Genomic DNA, 20,689 nt, shown 5'->3' with positions numbered 1-20,689 from the left:
CTCAGTCATCTTCAAGAAGCATATCTAAGATTGGTGGTAACCAAGCTGCCATATCTTCTTTCGGATCTGGTTCGGTTGGCTTAATATTTGGATTCAATACTCCTTTTGCACCTAATTGTTCATATTCATAACCATCTTTATGTCCATCACCATCTGTATCTGGGTTATTTGGGTCAGATCCAATGAATCGTTCTAAGTAATCTGGTAATCCATCATCATCACTATCGATATAGCTATCCAATAAGTTAGTGATACCCAATTCAGCAGCCTCAAAATCATTCACAAAATCAAAGCCTTTATTATCATCTGGATAGCGCTCTAAAGTTGCGACTAACTTATCTGCAACATAGACATATGCTTTGCTATAACCTGTTTTATGATTTATGTCATAAGCCAAATTACCGTCAAGACCATACACATAATCGGTTATGCCATCATCTCTAATCGCTCGAACACGTAAGCCATCCGCATTATAAATATAAGTCTCACTGCCATTTGTATTCATACGACCATAAGAGTCATAGGTTAAGGTACGGATACCATCATTTGTAACATTGCCCATGGCATCGTAACTAAAGCTATAAGCTGACCCAGTTACGTTATTCAAACGTGACGTATTATTTGCATAATTATAGGTGTAAATAGCTGGAGTAACATTTGCACTTTTGGAGGTGATATTGACTGAGGTGATATCATCATTATTATAACTATATTGATAATAAGCTTGATCCAAATCTACAGAACTCATTAAACCTGTACCGTAGCGGTTAATCGTAGCGTTATAGATTGCCCCACAATTATCGTTCAATTTATTGATACGATTCAAAGCATCATAACCATAACCAATATTAACAATGCATTTATCTAAGCCTATTGCAGAAACATTGCTTGGTAATCCATTTTCACTATATGAATATGTCCACATGACATCAGGATTGGCTTGTACTGAAGTCAATTGATGTAAAGCATTATAACCAAGTGACTGAATAACATTTGGAATTGTAGTTATTTCACCAAAAGCATTCTGACTAGTTAAGTTTACTGACTTTCCATTTGGATAAATAATTGAAGTAATCTGACCTAATGCATTGTAACCGTAACGCGTCGTATATGATTGATTGAGATCATTCCCTGCGACTATTTGTGTATGACTTTCAACACGCCCATAGTTATCACGGTCAAAAACCTGTGTCGTATTACCATTACTATTAGACTTTAAACGACCCGCTAGACTATATAAATACGTTGTAGTGACACCTCTCCAGTTTCGTGTAGCAATCGAGTCATTCAATGGCGCATAGCCAATATTTTCAACTGAACTATCTGGATGTGAGATAGCAATAATTCGTCCTGTATCATCATAATTAAATGCTTTTTGCCCATTAATTCCATTATCTTTTTCTGTCGCTAAAGTCGCATTCGCATTATAAGTATAACTTTGTACAGAGTTGCCAGAGACCGCAACTCTAGGTTTTAAAATTGCCAGTTCATATTCTGTTGTTGTTTGGAAAACGGAGCCATCGCCTCCTTTACGTGAAACCCAAGTTTTTAAATCACTACCAAAATCTCCCACGGCCAAGAAATTAGATTCTGTAAACCCTGAAACATCCGTGGTTCTCGCAATGGCTCCTGTACGACCACTACAAGATTGATAGCAGTATGTGACCGTACTACCATTATCATTGACACTGATTGGGCGATTGAACATGTCATAACTAGTGGTCACTCCAGAATTTGTTCCACCCAAACTTGAATTTGATTTGAACAATAGATTTCCAAAAGCATCATATTTATTACTATTTACTATTGATTTATCAGATGCTCGATCCTCGCTCCAAATAAGCAGACCATCACCATTATATTTTTCAGTTTTATTAAATGAAGCACCACCATTAACTGTCTTAGATATGGTTAAACCATCATAATTAATTATGGTTTCAGCTAGGCCTACGATTGGAGTCTCAACTTTCAAACGTCCAGCATCGTCATATTGGTTTTGTGAACGAACACCATCTGCATCAGCATGAAAGATGATATTACCAAACTCATCAACAACATTCGTTTCCACCCCTCCACTTGCTAGCTTGATTCGAGTTGGTACACCTTTTTGATAAGCTGCAAATTGAGTAACTTGTTTCCCATTTCCAACATCAACTTCAATTGGCAAACCGATATGCTGATCACCAAAAACATAGCTGGACATACAACCGATAAAGTTAGACCACTGGAAGTTAGCCAAATCACCTAGACAACTGGAGAAAGAACGTGTTTCATATTTATATTTGGTAATACGGCCAGCTTGTGCATCACTTCGCACCGAACCCTGCGTATCGTAATCCGTTGTTTGGATATTAAAATTACCTGAATTCTTTTGCTTAGCTAAGCCAATGATCCACGGTAAATTTCCTGCATCAACATTACTATTTGTATAATCTGCATTGAAGTATGTGATAGACGTATCCGGTAACTGAATAGAGTTAGTTCCATTCATTCCTGTTGATGAAATTGTCTGAGCATTCCCATACTGATCAAAATTACTATAAGCAGTTCTGTACTCACCAAAATGACTAATGTTTTTTTGAGCCAAACGTACTAAATAAACATCTTCATAATCAGTATAATTATTACCAGTCGCTTTTGGTTTTTGACCAATAAGAGATTTTGTTGTCCAAAAATAACTTTCATCACGGTCACCAATTTTAATTTTTTTCAGTAATCCATGTAAATAATTTTCTGCACTACCACCAGCGAAAGCATGCATTACATAGGTATAAATTTTGGAAAGTCCTGTTACCGTATCTTTTGTTGTGACAGTTGTAGTTTGCTCATGTGTTGTATCATCGCGGCTGTAACCATAATTGATTTGATACGGATTTACATCTATTCCAGAATAAACCGAGGTTGTTACTCTAAAAGCTTTATCTTCAACAAAGCCCGGACGAGATATATTGATTAATGCATATGCCCAACCTACGGACTTTCCATTAATCAATCCAGCACTAGAGCTTTTAAAATATTTAACATTAGTTAAATCACTATAAAACCACATATAGCCTTGTGCTGTAACACCGTTATTCGATTTCGGGTGATTACCAACTATCCGATATGGCCCTCCATAACTATATACAATGGCATCACCAATTACATCTCCAACACTTTTTAGATATACATTAGCCGCTTGTTTATTCTGAATTTGTCCTACAGTATTACCACCACTGGAAGACAAATAATTATTTAGGTAATCAGACTGGGCTAAACTACCACCACCATAAACATATGCTTTCCAAGTCAGATACTTACCATTAACAAAGCGTTTAATATTAGCTAAAACAATATCACCTGAGACATTTGAAAAGTCATTCTTATTTTCAGATACTATTGAGCCATTTTTATACTTAGCATATGACAATAGTAAAGCATCATTGGTAGAAGTATCTCTACCATCCAATTGATGTTTTACGCGCTCAAGAAATAATTTTGATGAGCTATTATAACCTTGATAGGTTTGGTTGGTATTTTCTACTTTGTGGTAAGTCATCAGATAAGATTCACCATACTGATTTTCTACTTTTGAAGCATATACACTTACTCGACCAGCAATATATTGACCAGAAAACACTGTTGGAAAACCAGTCTGGTTCTCTCTATTTTGAACTGGGAATGAATACGTCACCCCATTTGGTGATCTAACTTTAAAGTCATTTCCAGCATTTTCACATGAAATAAACCAGTTATCTTGTGATACATAGCGAGCTGACTGTGGATATCCAGTTACTCCACTTTTTATTGGATAAAAGGTTACATTTTTCTGTCCTGGTAAATATAGATTTATGGCTCTTTGCCGTGGATCAACAATGGCATCAAGACCAAAATCATCTGTTCTAGTATCTGCAGGTAATATTAGCCAATCTTGACTTTTAGTTACGCTTCCATTTGGCACCCACTTTAACTGCATTAAAGCCAAAAGTGTATTCGCATAAGCATTTGTATTGACTAAAACTTCAAGCTGCCTCGTATCGAGAGGCGCACCATTAGCACCTTTTAAAACAATTGGTAAACTTGATGTATTATTATAAAACCTTATAATCGGATCACCACCAAGAAGGTCACTATTAAAAGAATTGATAACATCAACCACAAAATCAATAGTACTTTTTGATCCTTTAACAATAGATTTTGTATTATATGAATATACTAGTTCAACCTTAGTGACATTATTTTGATTAAAAGAAATATTTAACAAATCTTTTGTAATGTTTAAGTTAGCAACAAGCGCATTAATATTATTTTTATTTCCAGAAGCCAAATTATCTGTAAAGTTTTTTGCACTTGCTGATATTGTAGCAGTATTATTTACAACACTTCCTATCCCGTTATAGACCCCGCTAGAGTAATAAGAGTTAATTGCTCTATTCTGATCTACTTCGCTTTGTTTAGGCGTAGCCTTAGTTAAAGCAAAGGATATTTTTTTTAAGTAATTAGCATTTACCAATTCTAAATAAGATTTAATCGTTTCATTTTTATATCCTGCATCAATAATCGATGTGCTATAAATTGGGGAGCCGGCATAACTCTTATCATTTGAATAATCTCCATTACTTTGGCATATCCCACTCCCATCCATATCACCTTTTAATTTTGTCGATGCGCCAGTCATCATAACTAAGCGTGGTGACTCCAACTCCCAATTTCCCATTGAACGGAAGCCATTATTTACCTTTCCATACGAACGTGAAAGCGTAAAATTTAGACCACGATCACCCTTTAACGTTACTTCAGGCACATCAAATACAAGATTCCCACTCGTTAAATCAACATAGCCATTTGGTGTTTTCTCTTGGCCTGTGTCTCCAACACTTTGGTCAGATGGAAATGAAGTCATTGCAACCGACCAATCAATTGCTCCTGCATAAAGCATAGAACTCAATAGACTTAAAACAAAACTTAAAATTATTCTCATGAACAGCACCCATGCTAATTATTTGAATCAATCACTTATGGTTTCTCAGTATAATTGCTTCTATATCTTCACCATCAGGCCATCTTGTACATTTATTCGTACCAGTAACACTAACGGTTTTGTTCGTAGCTTGAGCCATCATCAGCATAGCGAGTTGTCTTCTCCCAGTAGGGCTATTTTCATTTTTTATCATCATATAACTTGTATTTTTTGCACAATCAGGAATATCACTTGAACGATTACCACTTAAATAAATATAAACAAGCCCATCTGAGTCACGTACTACAATGGCCTCAATTTTCCCAGTGTATTCACTTGCAGAAACATTATTTATGAAAAAAATTGAAGAAAACAATAAAATAAGTTGACTTAGATATCTCATATATTACCCCTGATATTGCATTTGATATTTGTAGTAATTACTTCCATAAATTTTTATCTTGCTATTTTGATAGCATTTAAAATAGACTTTTTTATCAAAAAAATATCTATTCTATGAAAACTACGCTTAAGCCATCACCATCATCTCAGCGATTCTAAATATTCACACCTTCCGTTGGCACTGATTTATCTTAAGCTTTTCCTGACGTAAAAATTATCAACAGTTTTTATCCGTTGAACCATTTTCATTTTTATAACCATATACAAACTTGTTGCACATGTAGGTCTTTTACCTATTCTTTCACCTCAAATGTAAAACTGAACCTTCCTTATCTCGGACACTGATTATTTAAACCTGATCAGAGTAAGCACTAGCGCAAGTAGTGTTAACACTTAGAACACTTGCAATAAATAAAAGGAATATTGAGATTCTTCCACTTATAAAGCCTGTTTACTTTTCCTTATCTTTTGTATATAAAAAATATAATATTGTCAAATATTGTATCAAAAACCAAAAAAAATGGAGTAAATATGAACAAATATTGCATTTTAATTACATTGTCGCTAATTTCTACGTTTTCTTCAGCACAAACTGATTGTGGACCTTACAAGGTTTCTATGGTTCAAACTCAAACTAATGATTTATTAGTATTACTTAGATCTCAAAATGGAAAAGAGTCTTGGAAATTTATTGGTCTATGTCTGCGCCATCAACAAAACCTTACTTGGGTATATTAATGCAAGCCTATGCAATGAAAAAAAATATCAATTTGCGTTATTGGGAAGATAATTACAATTGTGATGAAACTGATTATTCTAATACACCAGCAATGGTGAGAATGTATTAACCACAAGGAAACTAAAGTGTTTAAAAACATAATATTTATTTTAATTTTAGCAATTAGCTCTACAACATTTGCAGCAGAAAGTATTTCGAATCGCAAAATCATAGATATAGGCTGTCATATTTCTTCTGATACATGTTTTGTTACTTTATCAGGCCCAGTATTTGGGTCTCTTGAGAATTGCACTTATACACCAACAAATGAATTTCGATTTTCTGGGGGAACTACCAGTGGAAAAAGAACTTATGCTTCTCTACTTACAGCATTTATTTCAAAGAAAACCGTTGATGTGTATATAACTGGTTGTTATGGTGGATGGGCAACTCTTGAATTCTTTCACATCCGCTAAATTGGAAAAATTTAAAAAATGAAACAAATACTAATGTATATAATATTATTAGCCGTAGGAATACAATCTATTCATGCAGAAGCTATATATACAACTGGGACTCTCACTAGAATTACGAGTATAACAGAAGGATTGTTAATTAAATTAGAAGCAGGGAATCTTCCTGATGTGTGCAAAAATAAAACAGCATATGGTTGGATGTTAATTCCACAATCTAGAAAAACAATTATAGCTGTAACACTTTCTCAATGGTACCAGAAGAAAAGAAGTGTGACTGTCTACGTTGATGGAGATTACTCTCACAATCCAAATTATTGTACAGTACAACAAGTAGAACCACAGTAAACAGAGATATTACGATAATACATATTTATGAGTTAAAAAACATGATTTTATAAAATTGTTTAATCGTATTAAATGCAATAAGCCCACTAAAAAATCAAGCTAAAGTCTGAATAATCCGATCCATTCTAATTATGTTCTATTTAGTCCAGTTTTTATGTGTATTACTATATAAGGTAAGACAAAAACACAAAAAAGCCCTTGTTTTCACAAGGGCTTTTTGAATTTGGCGGAAGCGGTGTCCGTCTAACACCAATCCTAAGAAGTCCAATCCAATATTATAAATTAATATTTTTCAATTAATTACAATTACACCCATCCAACTCAGTCTTGTCTAATCCGACTATTTCCAGTATTTTATGAGGGGTAATTTGAGGGGTAGACAATAACATGCCAAAGAAAGCTAAAGAACTATCTGCGCTTAGTGTAGCAAAAATTAAAGAGACTGGTCGATATCACGTAGGTGGTGTTGATGGTCTTTGTTTAAACGTCGAAGGAACTTCCCGTGTCTGGATTTTACGTGCGGTGGTGGGAAAACATCTGGATAAAGATGGAAAATTAAAACCTCATCGACGTGATATTGGTATTGGTCCATACCCTGAAGTTTCTTTAGCTGAAGCTCGTGCTAAAGCCACTGAATTAAAATTACAAATACGAAGTGGTATTGATCCAATTGTCCATCAACAGGAACAGCTTGCAAAGCTTCATGTTCAGCAACTACGGAACAAAACATTCATGGAATGTGCAAAAGTTGTTATTGCCAATAAAACCCGTGAACTCAAAAATGAAAAACATATTGGACAATGGTCATCAACACTAGAAACTTATATTTACCCAACTTTGGGCAATCTTACTATTAGTAACATTACCAAAGCCGATATTGCTGAAGTTTTAAGACCTATTTGGGTTGAGAAAAACGAAACAGCCAAACGTATCCGTGGTCGTATAGAAACCATTTTTGATTATGCCAAAGCAATGGGATATTTTGAGGGTGACAACCCTGCCGAATGGAAAGGCAATCTTGAACCTATATTAGGTAATTTAAAGCAGGAATCACGCCCTCACCCATCCCTGCCCTATGAACAGGTTGCTGAGTTTATCCAACACTTAAGACAGAAAAAAGGAATTTCACCAAAAGCTCTGGAATTTGCAATTTTAACCGCCTGTCGCTCTGGTGAGATTTTTGGGGCGAAATGGCAGGAAATTGATTTTAAGAATAAAGTCTGGATTATTCCTAAAGAACGTATGAAAGCAGAAAAGGAACATCATGTGCCTTTGTCGAAAGAAGCGATAAGTTTGCTTGAATCAATTCAAAATCATACTCTAATTCAAGATTTCATCTTCCCTGCGCCACGGAGTGGTGAGATGCTTTCTGATATGTCTTTGACGACCCTAATCAAACGACTGCATGAGCAAAAGCTTAAAGAAAATGGCTTAGGCTATATTGATCCCAAACAAAACCGAGTCATTACAACGCATGGCTTTCGGTCTACTTTCCGTGATTGGTCGGCAGACAAAACAGATTACCGTAGAGAAGTGTGTGAACATGTTCTCGCACACAAACTTCCAGATAAGGTTGAAGCTTCTTATTTACGTGGAGGCTATTTAGAAAAACGTAAAGGCTTAATGGCTGATTGGGCAACATATATCATGCACAAATAGCCTGAAGCCATGTGGTACAGCTCAAAAAAGTACAATCCCAATTACAAAAACACTTAATATAAAAATAAGAGATAAAGGAATTTTATCTCTTATAAATCTGAATTTTAATTGCTCATCCATCCAACTAATTTGATGTTCCCAAAAGAATTTGTAATGAGCATACCAATTACTAAAAAGGATCTGTGATGTGTGCTGAAAAAACAGGAGGTTTTAACTTGGTAAACTAAACACACTCATCAGGAGTTTACCATGAGCAAGAAACACAAGACTTACACCACAGAATTTAAAGCTGAAGCCATCAAATTAATTGAAGCCAATCAAGGCAATGTCTCGGAAACAGCTAGACAACTTAGCATTTCAATGCAAACTCTTTCAAATTGGAATACCAAAGCAAAGGCTGGAACTTTAGCAGGTACAAAACAGTATTCACCTGATCTAAACGCTCTACTCGAAGAAAATAAAAAACTCAAACAACAGCTCAAAATAGCTGAAATGGAACGTGAATTTTTAAAAAAGGCAGCAGCGTACTTTGCCAAAGAAAGTCAGTAAGGTACGCCTATATGAAACAAAAAAGATATTCTTTTCCAATTACCTTAATGGCTCGATTACTTCATGTTTCAGTTTCATGTTTTTATGATTGGCTCAAGAGAGGCGTGAGCAAAAGAACGATTCAACGAAATCAACAGACGATATTGGTGAAAATAGCCCATGAGGAGACAAGGCAGAGCTATGGTTATATTCGATTAACCAAATACTTACAAGCTCAGGGCATAAAAATGAGTATGTACGCTGTACGTCAGATAAAAGCGCTGAACCACCTGTATTGTAAGCGACACAAGCGTTTTAAAAGGACTACGAATAGTGACCATAATCGAGCGATCTATGAAAACCTGCTGGAGCAACAATTCTCAATGACTAGACCAAATCAAGCATGGTCAAGTGATATTACGTACATATGGACTGTTGAAGGATGGCTGTACTTAGCAGCGGTAAAAGACCTTTACACGAAGCAAGTGGTTGGCTATAGCTTAAATGAGCGCATGACAGCACAGCTTGTTTGTAATGCGCTAAATATGGCTATTCACAATCAAAAACCAACCAAAGAACTGATTGTGCATTCAGACAGAGGAAGTCAATATTGCAGCCATGAATATCGAAATATACTTGAGCAATATGGTTTTCAAGGTTCAATGAGCAAGCGCGGAGACTGTTACGATAATGCACCGATTGAAAGCTTTTGGGGAATACTGAAAAATGAGTTAGTGCATCATTACAACTATCAAACCAGAGAAGAAGCCAAAGCAGATATTATAAAATACATTGAATTATTTTATAATCATCGAAGAATTCAAAAGGGTTTGGGTTTTAAGACACCAAATCAAATGGCCGAAGACTTTTATAAGTTGGCTGCCTAGAATCTCCCAAGGGAAAGTCTCCTGATAATTCAGCGTATATCACTGCTTACTTATCCCACACTCGCTTTAAGTAAGCGAATCCGAAATAGAGAAACGCTGGCGTAACACTATAAGTAGCTAAATAAAAAAACAATATAGAAAATCTAACTCCACCCATGAGAGGTGGAGTTAGCTTGATTTATTTCAGTGAATGTATTGATTATTCTTGATTGTCTAAATACTTTTCAGCATCCAATGCTGCCATACAACCCGAACCAGCCGAGGTAATCGCTTGACGATAAATACTGTCTGCCACATCACCCGCAGCAAATACACCCTCGATAGATGTAGCTGTTGCATTACCCGTAGTTCCACTTTGGACTTGGATATAGCCATCACGTAGGTTCAATTGACTTTCAAACATTCCTGTATTGGGTTTATGTCCAATCGCAACAAACAAGCCTTGCACTTGAACATCTTGGATACTTGCATCTTGAGTGGATTTAATACGTACCGCCGTTACACCTGTGTTGTCACCTAAAACCTCATCAACTTGATGGTTCCAAATAATGCTGATTTTGCCCTCTTTTTCTTTGGCAAAAAGATGGTCTTGCAAAATCTTTTCAGAACGCAGACTGTCACGACGGTGTACCAGTGTCACATGTGCAGCGATATTTGACAGATATAAAGCTTCCTCAACCGCAGTGTTACCACCACCAACCACCATGACATTTTGGTTTTTATAGAAGAAACCATCACAGGTTGCACAGGCACTCACACCCTGCCCCATGAAAGCTGCCTCTGACTCAAGACCTAGATATTGAGCCGTTGCACCTGTTGCAATAATCAGTGCATCACAAGTATATTCACCCATGTCACCTTTGAGTACGAATGGGCGAGTTTTGAGATCCACCTCATTGATGTGATCATAGACCATTTCTGTACCAAAGCGTTCTGCATGCGCCTGCATACGCTCCATGAGTACAGGACCAGTTAAGCCCTCAGCATCGCCAACCCAATTATCAACTTCAGTCGTTGTTGTTAATTGCCCGCCTAATTGTAGTCCAGCAATCAATGTTGGTTTGAGGTTGGCACGAGCTGCATATACGGCTGCACTATAACCCGCAGGTCCCGAACCTAAAATAATTAAACGAGAATGTTGATTTTGCATTTAATTTTCTCCAGCATTCTACAAACTTCGCTGATTAACACGTTTTGATAATTCTTCAGCAGATTCTTTACGCTCAGAATAACGATCAGTTAAATACTGACTTTGCCCCCGTGTCAGCAAGGTGAATTTATACAGCTCTTCCATCACATCCACGATACGGTCGTAATACGATGATGCTTTCATTCGCCCATCTTCTTCAAACTCTAAAAATGCTTTTGGAATTGAAGACTGATTCGGAATCGTGATCATCCGCATCCAACGCCCTAAAATACGCATTTGATTGACACTATTGAAAGATTGCGAACCACCACTGACTTGCATTAGTGCCAGTGTTTTTCCTTGAGTGGCACGAATCGCACCACCTGCCAATGGAATCCAATCTATCTGTGACTTAAAGATCGAACTCATTGAACCGTGACGTTCAGGCGAACACCACACCATGCCCTCTGACCATGCCAAAAGCTCATGTAGTTCTTTTGCTTTTGGGTGTTCCATATCCGCATCTTCTGGCAAAGGTAGCCCTTTCGGATGAAAAATTTTAACCTCAGCACCAAACTGTTCCAAGATTCGACCTGCTTCCATCACGGCTAAACGACTATACGAACGCTCACGGTTAGAACCATATAACAACAAAATACGTGGCGCATGATCTAACGATTTAGCTTGAACTTTTTCCAAAGTTGGCTGTTCAAGTAGCTCCATATCAACATTAGGAAGATTCATTACAATTACACCGATTTAAAATACTTTTTTCTGAGCCATAGAGACACACTCACTAAAGCGATCAATACAGGTACTTCAACTAAAGGACCAATCACGGTGGTAAATGCCACAGGTGAAGCCAAACCAAAGGTTGCAATCGCTACAGCCAAAGCCAACTCAAAGTTATTACCAGCAGCCGTGAAAGAAATTGCTGTGGTTTTAGGATAGTCATTGCCCATCCATTTACTCATAAAGAAGCTGATGAAAAACATCACAATAAAATAAATCGTGAGTGGGATTGCGATACGCAGAACATCCAATGGTAAGCTCACTACATCACCACCTTTTAGGCTAAACATTGCCACGATGGTAAAAAGAAGTGCCAATAAACTGAGTGGGCTGATCTTGGGTAAAAAGACATTTTGATACCAATCTAAGCCTTTGGCTTTGACCAAAACCAAACGAGTCAAGAAACCAAGAAGAAATGGAATCCCCAAGTAAACCAACACCGCATGGGTAATCGTCCAGAAATCAACATTGATCACTTGCCCTGCAATACCGAAATAGGGTGGCAAGAATGTGAGGAACAGCCAAGCATAGGTACTAAAAAACAGAATCTGGAAAATACTATTGAATGCCACCAACGCTGCTACATATTGGTTATCACCACAGGCTAAACCATTCCACACCAAGACCATTGCAATACAGCGAGCCAAACCGATCAGGATCAAGCCTGTCATGTACTCTGGATAGCTATGTAAAAAAATAATTGCTAATGCAAACATTAATACAGGCGCAATCACCCAGTTCTGCACCAAAGACAAAGTTAAGGTTTTCTTGTCTTTAAACACTTGTGGCAAAGTAGCATAGTCCACTTTGGCTAAAGGTGGATACATCATCAGAATCAAACCAATCGCAATTGGAATATTGACGGAATCCACACTCATTTTGTCTAAAGTAACGGAAGCTTGCGGAAAGAACACACCTATCGCAATCCCCAATGCCATGGCGATAAAAATCCATAGAGTGAGGTTACGATCTAGAAAAGATAATCTTTGTTGAGCCATGATGTTCTCATTCAATATGCGAAATTTGATTGATTGCTGCAATCAAATCTGGGCGAGACATATGAGTTGTATCTAGTGCCAATAAAGCGTCTAAGCGGCGGTTGATATGATCAACAGTAACTTGGAATGCTTTTAATTTTTCTTCTTTCGGCAAATCTAAATGTGAAGGATCAGCCAAGCCCCAATGTGCCTTAATCGCTCCACCTAAATAAAGTGGACACGCTTCTTGAGCTGCTGAATCGCAAACAGTAATCACGACGTCAGGTTGATATTGTTCGCAGTCATCAATGGTTTTACTCCACAAACCATCTGTTGAGAGACCAAGATTTTCTAAAGTTTCTATAGTCAATGGATGTACTTGCCCTGATGGCTTACTACCTGCACTGTATGCTTTCCATCCTTCAGGCGCACGACTGTTAAAAAGGACTTCTGAGAGGATGCTACGGCAACTATTTCCAGTACACAAAAAAAGAAATTTCATATTCTATTACTCACAATAGCTATTTATTTGGATATTTTGGGAATCTTTATTTACTATGGTTTGACTGCTTACCAAAAGATTCAGAACGTCATGGCACCACATTGGTAATTGCGGATTAATGCTGTAATACACCCATTGGCTTTGTCTCCTGTCCTGTAAGAGACCAGAAGAACGCAATAACGCTAAATGCCTAGAAATCTTTGGCTGACTCAGTTGCAACTTTTCAGTCAAATCACAAACACATAATTCTTTATTCTCAGCGACTAAAGTCACGATATTTAGTCGAGTTTCATCTGATAAGCATTTAAAAAAATTAACTTGGTCCATTCTTAACTCCCATTCACTTATTTGGATATGCGGATAATCACATACAAAAAGTAAAATTTTTAATTCACTCGTTGACCATTTTCATCAATCACTTTTTCACCATCCTCTTTCGTAAAGGCACCCTTCTGAGGTAATGGTAGAATATCTAAGACAACTTCAGAAGGACGGCTTAAGCGAGTGCCTAATTCAGTAACAACAAATGGTCGATTAATCAATATTGGATGATCAAGCATAAAACTAAGTAACTGCTCATCACTCAAATCACTACGATCAAGGTCTAAATCCCGATAAGGATCTACATTCTGGCGAATGGCCTCTCTTACTGTTAATTTTGCATCCTGAATCAATTTAACTAATTCGTCATGACTAGGTGGTGTAATGAGATATTCAATCACAGTTGGCTCAATCCCTGTATTACGGATCAAAGCCAAAGTGTTGCGAGATGTCCCACAAGCTGGGTTGTGATAAATCGTCACAGTTGATGAAGTTGTCATCGAATTGAGCTCTTTTGATAATTTATAATATCTTTATATTCGAATTACCATATATATGCAATACCATATGTTTTGTTTTTTATTAGAGAATAAGGCTCTTTTGAAAAGAACCTCATTACTATCAAAATTCTATCTACTAAATCATCCTATTTTTTTAACTTAGCAGCTACGACTGTGTATGTTTCTCCCTCAGCCTTTAATTCAAAATCAACTTTTTGCCCTACTGCAAGCCCATTCAATAATGCAGGATCAGCAACTTTAAAGCCCATGGTCATCGCAGGCCATTTAATCGCAGGAATTGCCTCATGATCGAGTGTCAAAATATTTTCTTTCGTATCAATAGCCGTAATCACTCCAACTGCTTGAGTTGTCGTTGCTGTAGATGATTCTTTACTCATCTGCTCCATAGGCGCTTCCGCTTTCTTTTGCTCTGACGCCTCATTTTTACTACATGCACTTAACGCAGTAACAGTGGCAACAAGAGCGACAATTTTAATAAATTTAAACATAATAAAACCTCTTTGAACGAAATAAGAAAACTATCAAGATTTTGATAGTTTTCTTTTGATTAAAAGCTGATATGCAGCGGGAATAACAAACATTGATAAAAGTGGAGCTGAAATCATGCCCCCAACCATAGGTAAAGCAATACGACTCATCAATTCAGAGCCCGTTCCAGTTCCTAAAAGGATAGGAATCAAACCCGCCAGAATGACAGCTACAGTCATCGCTTTAGGGCGAACCCGTAGTACTGCCCCTGTACGAAGGGCATCATTGAGTTGCTGCTCAGTTAAAGATGATAAATTTTGTTGAGCATGTTCTATCGCCTGCTTTAAATAAAACAACATGACCACTCCAAACTCTGCGGCAACACCGGCAAGTGCAATAAAGCCTACTGCAATGGCAATTGAGAAATTATAACCACTGAAATACATTGCCCAAATACCACCAATTAAAGCGAATGGTAGAGTCAGCATAATCAGAGCAGCATCTTGTACTTGTCTAAAAATCAGATACAGCAATAGAAAAATGATCATCAAAGTGATTGGTATTACTACCTTTAGGCGAGCATTTGCTCTTTCCATAAATTCAAATTGACCTGAATAACTAATACTCATACCCGCAGAGCGTTTCACTTGTTGGTCAATAGACTGTTTCAAATCCCGAACAACGGAGGCTAAATCACGTCCTTGTACATCAACATAGACCCAACCACTTGGACGAGCATTCTCACTTTTTAACATCGGAGGACCATCTGTGATTTGAATGTTGGCAACACTACTCAAAACAATTTGCTGACCTGATTCAGTCAGAATTGGTAAATTTCTTAATGCCTCAAGTGAATCTCGAATTTCTCGCGGATAACGTACATTAATAGGATACCTTGCTAACCCTTCAACAGTTTCACCAATATTTTCCCCACCAATTGCTGATGACACAATTTGCTGTACATCGGTGATATTGAGACCATAGCGTGCAGCTTCCATTCGATTAATATCGATATCAACATATCGCCCACCAGTGAGTCGTTCAGCTAAAGCTGAGCTAACACCGGGCACTTTTTTGGCAACCTGTTCAATTTGTTGTGCTACCCGATCAATATCTTGCAAATCATTTGCTGAAATCTTGATCCCGATTGGGCTTTTAACCCCGGTCGCCAACATATCAATTCTGTTACGAATAGGCGGCACCCAGATATTTGTTAAACCCGGTACTTGAACAGCTTTATCCAGTTCTTTTATCAACTTATCTGGTGTCATACCTGAACGCCATTCAGATCGTGGTTTAAACTGAATCGTGGTTTCAAACATTTCTAAAGGTGCAGGATCTGTAGCCGACTCTGCTCGCCCAGCTTTACCAAATACAGTGGCAACCTCTGGAACAGTTTTAATCATTCGATCAGTCTGTTGAAGTAATTCAGAAGCTTTTGCTGCGGACAATCCCGGTAAAGCTGAAGGCATATACAGTAAATCACCTTCATCCATATTAGGCAGGAACTCTCCACCTAATTGCGTTAAAGGAAAAAGACTGATAAGAAAAATGAGTAACGCACCTAATAACGTTGTCTTTGGATAAGCTAAGACTTTATCTAACATAGGACGGTATATTTTGATGAGAAAACGGTTTAATGGATTCCGTTGTTCAGATGGTAACTTCCCGCGAATCCAGTATCCCATCAAAACTGGAATCAATGTAATAGATAGCCCCGCAGCAGCAGCCATGGCATAAGTTTTAGTAAATGCCAATGGAGAGAACAATCGTCCTTCTTGTGCTTGCAAAGTAAAAATGGGAATAAAGGATAAAGTAATGATGAGTAAACAGAAAAATAAAGCAGGCCCAACCTCACTGGCAGAACGTGTAATGATGTCCCAACGCTCTTGTATTTCTAAAACTCGATCAGGATGTTCATGTTGCCAAGCTTCGATATGCTTATGTGCATTTTCGACCATAACCACAGATGCATCAACCATAGCACCAATCGCGATTGCAATCCCACCCAATGACATGATATTGGCATTTAGTCCCTGATAATACATCAATAAAAAGGCTGACAAGATTCCCAAAGGCAAAGAAACAATCGCAACCATTGCTGAACGTAAATGCCAGAGGAATAGCCCACAAACCAAAGCCACTACAATAAACTCTTCAATTAATTTATGGCTGAGATTCTCTACCGCCCGATCAATCAATTGACTGCGGTCATACACAGAAACAACTTGTACACCTTTCGGTAGACTTTGTTGTAATTCAGCAAGTTTTTCTTTTACAGCAGTAATGGTTTCACGTGCATTTTTACCAGCACGTAAAATCACAACACCTCCAACAGTTTCCCCTTGTCCATTGAGTTCAGTAATTCCACGACGCATTTCAGGACCGAGTTGAATCGTTGCAACATCTCCAAGAGTGATTGGAACACCTAAATCGTTTGTACGTAACGGAATCTGCCGAAAATCTTCTAATGTTTTTAAATAACCTGAAGCTCTCACCATATATTCAGTTTCAGCCATTTCTAGGACTGAACCGCCAGTTTCCTGATTTGCCTTTTGAATTGCTTCAATTATGCTTCGCTGAGTTATACCGAATGCTGCCATTTTGGTTGGGTCTAAAACAACTTGATATTGTTTAACCATCCCCCCAATTGTGGCGACCTCAGCCACATTTGGTACTGTCTTCAGTTCATACTTCAAAAACCAATCTTGTATGCTTCGCAGTTGTGAGAGATCATGTTGCCCTGTTGGATCAACCAAAGCATATTCGTAGATCCAACCAACACCTGTAGCATCTGGTCCTAATGAAGATTTTGCATTTGCAGGCATTCTTTCTTGTATTTGATTGAGATATTCCAATACACGAGAACGTGCCCAATAAAGATCAGTATGTTCATCAAAAATGACATAAACAAACGAATCACCAAAAAAAGAATAGCCCCGAACAGCTTTAACACCGGGTACTGATAACATGGTCGTTGTTAAAGGATAAGTCACCTGATTTTCAACAATTTGTGGTGCTTGACCGGGAAAATTAGTTCGCACAATCACTTGTACATCAGACAGATCTGGCAAAGCATCAACCGGAGTATTCTTGACAGCCCAAGTTCCCCAAACGGCAAGAACTACAGCAGCTAATAAGACAAATACTCGATTTGTAATTGAAAAACGAATAATACGGGCGATCATAATGGTTCTCCCGTTTAGTTCTGCATAGATGTCATAGACATCTTGGAAATGTCAGAAATAACATAAGCATCCCCAACACGTGTAAAACGAAAACTGACCTGCTCGCCTTGCTGAATTTGGGTAAATGGTTGTACTGGTTGTTTAAAGCTCATGGTCATAGCCCCCCACCCCAATTCAGCAATTGCATGATGTGAAATGGTAATGTCTTGAGCTGTAACTTTTTCCACTTTACCAATGCCTTGGTATATTGATGCCTTAGTCACTTGAGATGATGTAATCGATTGTCCAGTGTTCAGCTTATCCAGTACACCCTGTAAATTGGCCTCAGAATCAATTAGGAATTGTCCCGAAATCACGATTTTCTGACCAGCGTTCAAACCCTGTAGAATTGCTATTTTATTTCCGTCACTCTGTCCTAACTGTACAACAACAGGTTCGAAACGCCCTTTTTCATGTGCGACAATAATAATATTACGAGTACCTGTACGTATAACAGCTTGCTCTGGCACAACTAAACTGCTTTGAGGATTGTTGGAAAATTTGACAGAAGCAAACATTCCGGGCTTGAGTTGCCCCTCTCTATTGGGTAACTCAATACGAACTTTTATGGTTCTGCTTGTAGTATCTAATGTCGGTAAAATATCAATGACTTTGCCAGACACTTTTTGAGGGTACGCAGCAAAAGTTGCTTCGATTTTATCTCCTCGCTTTATCCCAGCAATTTGCGTTTCAGGCACTGCTGCTTCTAACCAAATTGGATTCACGCCTTTAATGGTGGCAAGTGTTTGCCCCATAGCTAAAGCCATTCCACTACGAACTTCTAGTGAGTCAATGAATCCACTCAAAGGAGCACTCAAAGTCATATTAGACTGTACTTGATGTGTCCGTTCGACTTGATGGATCACATTTGGTGGGATTCCCAGAAGCTGTAGGCGTTGTCGACTTGCTTGAATAAGAGAACGGTCTCCTATTTTAAGTACTGCCAAAAACTCAGTCTGTTCCCCAGTCCACTCAGGGATTGAAATATCAGCAATCGGACTCCCTTGAGTCACTATATCCCCGACTGCTTGGCCATAAACACGCTGAACAAAACCACTTGCTCGTGTTTGCAGAATTGCTACCTGTCGTTCATTCGCTTGTAATATGCCATTGGTTAACAAGGTATTGCCCATTACAGCCTGTTCGACTGTGGCATAACGAATGGCTAGATTTTGTTGAAGAGCTGGATCAATCTTTACTCCTGCACTTTCAGTTATTCCAGAAGTACTTTCATCCGCATACTTAGGGACTAACTGCATATCCATAAAAGGGGATTTCCCTGGCTTATCAAAATGCTGTTCTGGTTTCATTGGATCGTACCAGTACAACACTTTAGCAGTTGCCTGATCACTTACAGTTTGCTTTTCATCATTTTGATGCGCATACCAATATCCAATCCCACTACCGACTCCCAAGCTGCCCACAATCAAGCCAGCAATTACAAATGCCAATTTATTTTTTAACATTATCTTGACTCCTCAGCATGGTTTAAGGTGGGTTCTACAAAAGAAAAATAGAGCTGGGCTTTGATAATTGCTTGCTGTTGTTGTAAATCGATGAGACGTAATCGCTGATTTAGTAATGCTTGTCGTGTCTCAATGACATCTGACAAATTGGCTTTACCAGCCTGATAACTTGCTAACTGTAAAGTTACTTTTTCTTTAGCCAAAGGAAGTGTACTTTGAACGGTACGTTGGATTTGTCTTTCAAGAGCTTTTAAATCCGATAGCCCCTCATCTAACATGGTGAGATGGTCGCGGTATTTTATCTCCTGATCTGCTGTAATCCGATTTTGTTCAGCTAATGCTGCCTGAATGAGCGGACCACTACGTTTTTTTGAAAATATTGGTAGTTCTGTTGTCAGTTGTACACCAATCATATCTCCAAATTCAGGAGCACGATGCTGATAGGCAAGCTCAATACCCCAATCTGGTTTTTGAAGGGCTTGGGCTTGCTTAAGCTTTGCTTCAACAGTTTGCTTTTCTGCTTGGAATGCTTTTAGTTCAGGGTGTTGATGCAGATGATGATATAAACGTGATGTATCAAAATTAATTATAGGTTCTTGGGTAGGCAAACTTTCTATTTCAGTTGTACCACTAGAATCCTCACTGATTAATCGGTGTAATTCTAGTTTTGCCTTATTTATATCTCGAAGCAAATCATCTTTTTGATCAAGCAAAATAGTTTTGTCCAGCCTAGGGGAAATTGTATTAGCAACCATGGTTCGACCAGACGCAACCTGTGTTTGTGTAATCTGGGATAGCAATCCATTTTCTGAAAGAAGGTCATCATATAACGCCAGTTTACGCTCAAGATAAAAACGTTTAAGCCATGCCGATGCTACTTTTTGACGTAACTCAATTTGCAGAATTTCTGTTTGAGCATTTGCTGAACCCAATTCAGCTTTTGCTAATTCAACTTCAGCTAATCTTTTGGCACGATTTGGAAAATCTTGCATGATGCCAATCTTTTGCATCGTCATCCCCTCTTGTGTGACAGACCATGCAGCATCACCTGATACAGGGTAATTATCGAGACCCACAAATAGTTTAGGATTGGGCAAAATACCTGAAGCTGAAACTATATTCTCAGCACCTTCAATCTGAGCACTATTAGCTCTTAGAGCAGGCGCATATCGCTCAGCAAGCTTCAATGCTGTATCCAAAGTCAGTGGCTGGGCATAAGCATGTCCATAACTCAAGAAAAAACAGATCGTCGCAATCGAGCATCCACCCCATTTTAGGGACAGCTTTCCTTTATTAAAGTTCATATTTTTAGCTCTAAAATGATGTACACGC

At 38.0% G+C, this 20,689-nt stretch carries 18 protein-coding genes; 5 read left to right on the top strand and 13 right to left on the bottom strand.

Features of this window, described 5'->3' with window-relative positions; all coding sequences use genetic code 11:
• Position 1: 1 nt before the first annotated feature.
• Entirely contained in the window at positions 2 to 4,960 is a 4,959-nt protein-coding gene (locus F907_RS10750; protein ID WP_016651927.1) for an RHS repeat protein, read from the bottom strand.
• A gap of 31 nt (positions 4,961 to 4,991) precedes the next feature.
• Positions 4,992 to 5,342, bottom strand: coding sequence for a hypothetical protein (locus F907_RS10755; protein WP_016651926.1), 351 nt, complete (start codon positions 5,340 to 5,342; stop codon positions 4,992 to 4,994).
• A 697-nt stretch (positions 5,343 to 6,039) separates the two neighbouring features.
• Here F907_RS10755 and F907_RS19225 point away from each other — a divergent pair.
• From F907_RS19225 to F907_RS10765, 4 genes are all read left to right on the top strand, one after another.
• Positions 6,040 to 6,189 carry a hypothetical protein gene (locus F907_RS19225; protein WP_228129551.1) on the top strand — a complete coding sequence of 50 codons (150 nt, stop codon included), beginning with the start codon at positions 6,040 to 6,042 and terminating at the stop codon, positions 6,187 to 6,189.
• 16 nt (positions 6,190 to 6,205) lie between these two features.
• Positions 6,206 to 6,535, top strand: coding sequence for a hypothetical protein (locus tag F907_RS18445; protein WP_081402437.1), 330 nt, complete (start codon positions 6,206 to 6,208; stop codon positions 6,533 to 6,535).
• Between the two features lie 18 nt (positions 6,536 to 6,553).
• Positions 6,554 to 6,880 (top strand): hypothetical protein, encoded by a 327-nt coding sequence (locus F907_RS10760; protein WP_016651923.1) that lies wholly within the window; start codon positions 6,554 to 6,556, stop codon positions 6,878 to 6,880.
• Positions 6,881 to 7,267: 387 nt separating this feature from the next.
• Positions 7,268 to 8,539 (top strand): tyrosine-type recombinase/integrase, encoded by a 1,272-nt coding sequence (locus F907_RS10765; protein WP_004699746.1) that lies wholly within the window; start codon positions 7,268 to 7,270, stop codon positions 8,537 to 8,539.
• A gap of 21 nt (positions 8,540 to 8,560) precedes the next feature.
• Here F907_RS10765 and F907_RS19460 read toward each other — a convergent pair whose 3' ends face one another.
• Positions 8,561 to 8,668 carry a hypothetical protein gene (locus F907_RS19460; RefSeq protein ID WP_407636686.1) on the bottom strand — a complete coding sequence of 36 codons (108 nt, stop codon included), beginning with the start codon at positions 8,666 to 8,668 and terminating at the stop codon, positions 8,561 to 8,563.
• A gap of 120 nt (positions 8,669 to 8,788) precedes the next feature.
• Here F907_RS19460 and F907_RS10775 point away from each other — a divergent pair.
• A protein-coding gene (locus F907_RS10775; RefSeq protein WP_085944217.1) for an IS3-like element ISAba22 family transposase occupies positions 8,789 to 9,954 on the top strand; the annotation gives its coding sequence in 2 pieces (ribosomal slippage) (positions 8,789 to 9,047 and positions 9,047 to 9,954; 1,167 coding nt in all).
• Positions 9,955 to 10,153: 199 nt separating this feature from the next.
• Here F907_RS10775 and trxB read toward each other — a convergent pair.
• The 10 genes from trxB to F907_RS10825 form a co-directional block, all read right to left on the bottom strand.
• Positions 10,154 to 11,104 (bottom strand): thioredoxin-disulfide reductase, encoded by a 951-nt coding sequence (gene trxB, locus F907_RS10780; RefSeq protein ID WP_004699744.1) that lies wholly within the window; start codon positions 11,102 to 11,104, stop codon positions 10,154 to 10,156.
• An 18-nt stretch (positions 11,105 to 11,122) separates the two neighbouring features.
• The gene (gene arsH, locus F907_RS10785; RefSeq protein ID WP_004699742.1) at positions 11,123 to 11,827 is read right to left on the bottom strand and encodes an arsenical resistance protein ArsH; all 705 of its coding nucleotides are present in this window, start codon (positions 11,825 to 11,827) and stop codon (positions 11,123 to 11,125) included.
• A 5-nt stretch (positions 11,828 to 11,832) separates the two neighbouring features.
• Entirely contained in the window at positions 11,833 to 12,873 is a 1,041-nt protein-coding gene (gene arsB, locus F907_RS10790; protein ID WP_004699740.1) for an ACR3 family arsenite efflux transporter, read from the bottom strand.
• 7 nt (positions 12,874 to 12,880) lie between these two features.
• Complete coding sequence (locus tag F907_RS10795) at positions 12,881 to 13,354, bottom strand: arsenate reductase ArsC (RefSeq protein ID WP_004699737.1); 474 nt, start codon at positions 13,352 to 13,354, stop codon at positions 12,881 to 12,883.
• Positions 13,355 to 13,360: 6 nt separating this feature from the next.
• On the bottom strand, positions 13,361 to 13,681 hold the full coding sequence (locus tag F907_RS10800) for a metalloregulator ArsR/SmtB family transcription factor (RefSeq protein WP_004699734.1): 321 nt from the start codon (positions 13,679 to 13,681) through the stop codon (positions 13,361 to 13,363).
• Positions 13,682 to 13,740: 59 nt separating this feature from the next.
• Entirely contained in the window at positions 13,741 to 14,175 is a 435-nt protein-coding gene (gene arsC / locus F907_RS10805; protein ID WP_004699732.1) for an arsenate reductase (glutaredoxin), read from the bottom strand.
• 146 nt (positions 14,176 to 14,321) lie between these two features.
• Positions 14,322 to 14,684 (bottom strand): copper-binding protein, encoded by a 363-nt coding sequence (locus F907_RS10810; RefSeq protein WP_004699729.1) that lies wholly within the window; start codon positions 14,682 to 14,684, stop codon positions 14,322 to 14,324.
• Between the two features lie 33 nt (positions 14,685 to 14,717).
• Complete coding sequence (locus F907_RS10815; protein WP_004699728.1) at positions 14,718 to 17,852, bottom strand: efflux RND transporter permease subunit; 3,135 nt, start codon at positions 17,850 to 17,852, stop codon at positions 14,718 to 14,720.
• A gap of 14 nt (positions 17,853 to 17,866) precedes the next feature.
• Positions 17,867 to 19,357: an efflux RND transporter periplasmic adaptor subunit gene (locus tag F907_RS10820; protein WP_016651922.1), complete on the bottom strand. Its 1,491-nt coding sequence runs from the start codon at positions 19,355 to 19,357 to the stop codon at positions 17,867 to 17,869.
• Entirely contained in the window at positions 19,357 to 20,661 is a 1,305-nt protein-coding gene (locus tag F907_RS10825) for a TolC family protein (protein ID WP_016651921.1), read from the bottom strand. The genes F907_RS10820 and F907_RS10825 overlap by 1 nt, the downstream gene beginning before the upstream one ends.
• Positions 20,662 to 20,689 lie beyond the last annotated feature (28 nt).

Source organism: Acinetobacter colistiniresistens (genome assembly GCF_000413935.1).
In the GTDB taxonomy this organism is placed as follows: domain Bacteria; phylum Pseudomonadota; class Gammaproteobacteria; order Pseudomonadales; family Moraxellaceae; genus Acinetobacter; species Acinetobacter colistiniresistens.
The sequence above is the reverse complement of the archived record's forward strand: the minus strand, read 5'-3'. Positions and strand labels throughout refer to the sequence as shown.

Coding starts and splice junctions, on each gene's coding strand:
- F907_RS10765 (WP_004699746.1), top strand. CDS start 7,268: ATGCCAAAGAAAGCTAAAGAACTATCTGCGCTTAGTGTAGCAAAAATT.
- F907_RS10750 (WP_016651927.1), bottom strand. CDS start 4,960: ATGAGAATAATTTTAAGTTTTGTTTTAAGTCTATTGAGTTCTATGCTT.
- F907_RS10800 (WP_004699734.1), bottom strand. CDS start 13,681: ATGGACCAAGTTAATTTTTTTAAATGCTTATCAGATGAAACTCGACTA.
- F907_RS10815 (WP_004699728.1), bottom strand. CDS start 17,852: ATGATCGCCCGTATTATTCGTTTTTCAATTACAAATCGAGTATTTGTC.
- trxB (WP_004699744.1), bottom strand. CDS start 11,104: ATGCAAAATCAACATTCTCGTTTAATTATTTTAGGTTCGGGACCTGCG.
- F907_RS10795 (WP_004699737.1), bottom strand. CDS start 13,354: ATGAAATTTCTTTTTTTGTGTACTGGAAATAGTTGCCGTAGCATCCTC.
- F907_RS10755 (WP_016651926.1), bottom strand. CDS start 5,342: ATGAGATATCTAAGTCAACTTATTTTATTGTTTTCTTCAATTTTTTTC.
- F907_RS10820 (WP_016651922.1), bottom strand. CDS start 19,357: ATGTTAAAAAATAAATTGGCATTTGTAATTGCTGGCTTGATTGTGGGC.
- F907_RS10760 (WP_016651923.1), top strand. CDS start 6,554: ATGAAACAAATACTAATGTATATAATATTATTAGCCGTAGGAATACAA.
- F907_RS10825 (WP_016651921.1), bottom strand. CDS start 20,661: ATGAACTTTAATAAAGGAAAGCTGTCCCTAAAATGGGGTGGATGCTCG.
- F907_RS10810 (WP_004699729.1), bottom strand. CDS start 14,684: ATGTTTAAATTTATTAAAATTGTCGCTCTTGTTGCCACTGTTACTGCG.
- F907_RS19225 (WP_228129551.1), top strand. CDS start 6,040: ATGTCTGCGCCATCAACAAAACCTTACTTGGGTATATTAATGCAAGCC.
- arsH (WP_004699742.1), bottom strand. CDS start 11,827: ATGAATCTTCCTAATGTTGATATGGAGCTACTTGAACAGCCAACTTTG.
- arsC (WP_004699732.1), bottom strand. CDS start 14,175: ATGACAACTTCATCAACTGTGACGATTTATCACAACCCAGCTTGTGGG.
- arsB (WP_004699740.1), bottom strand. CDS start 12,873: ATGGCTCAACAAAGATTATCTTTTCTAGATCGTAACCTCACTCTATGG.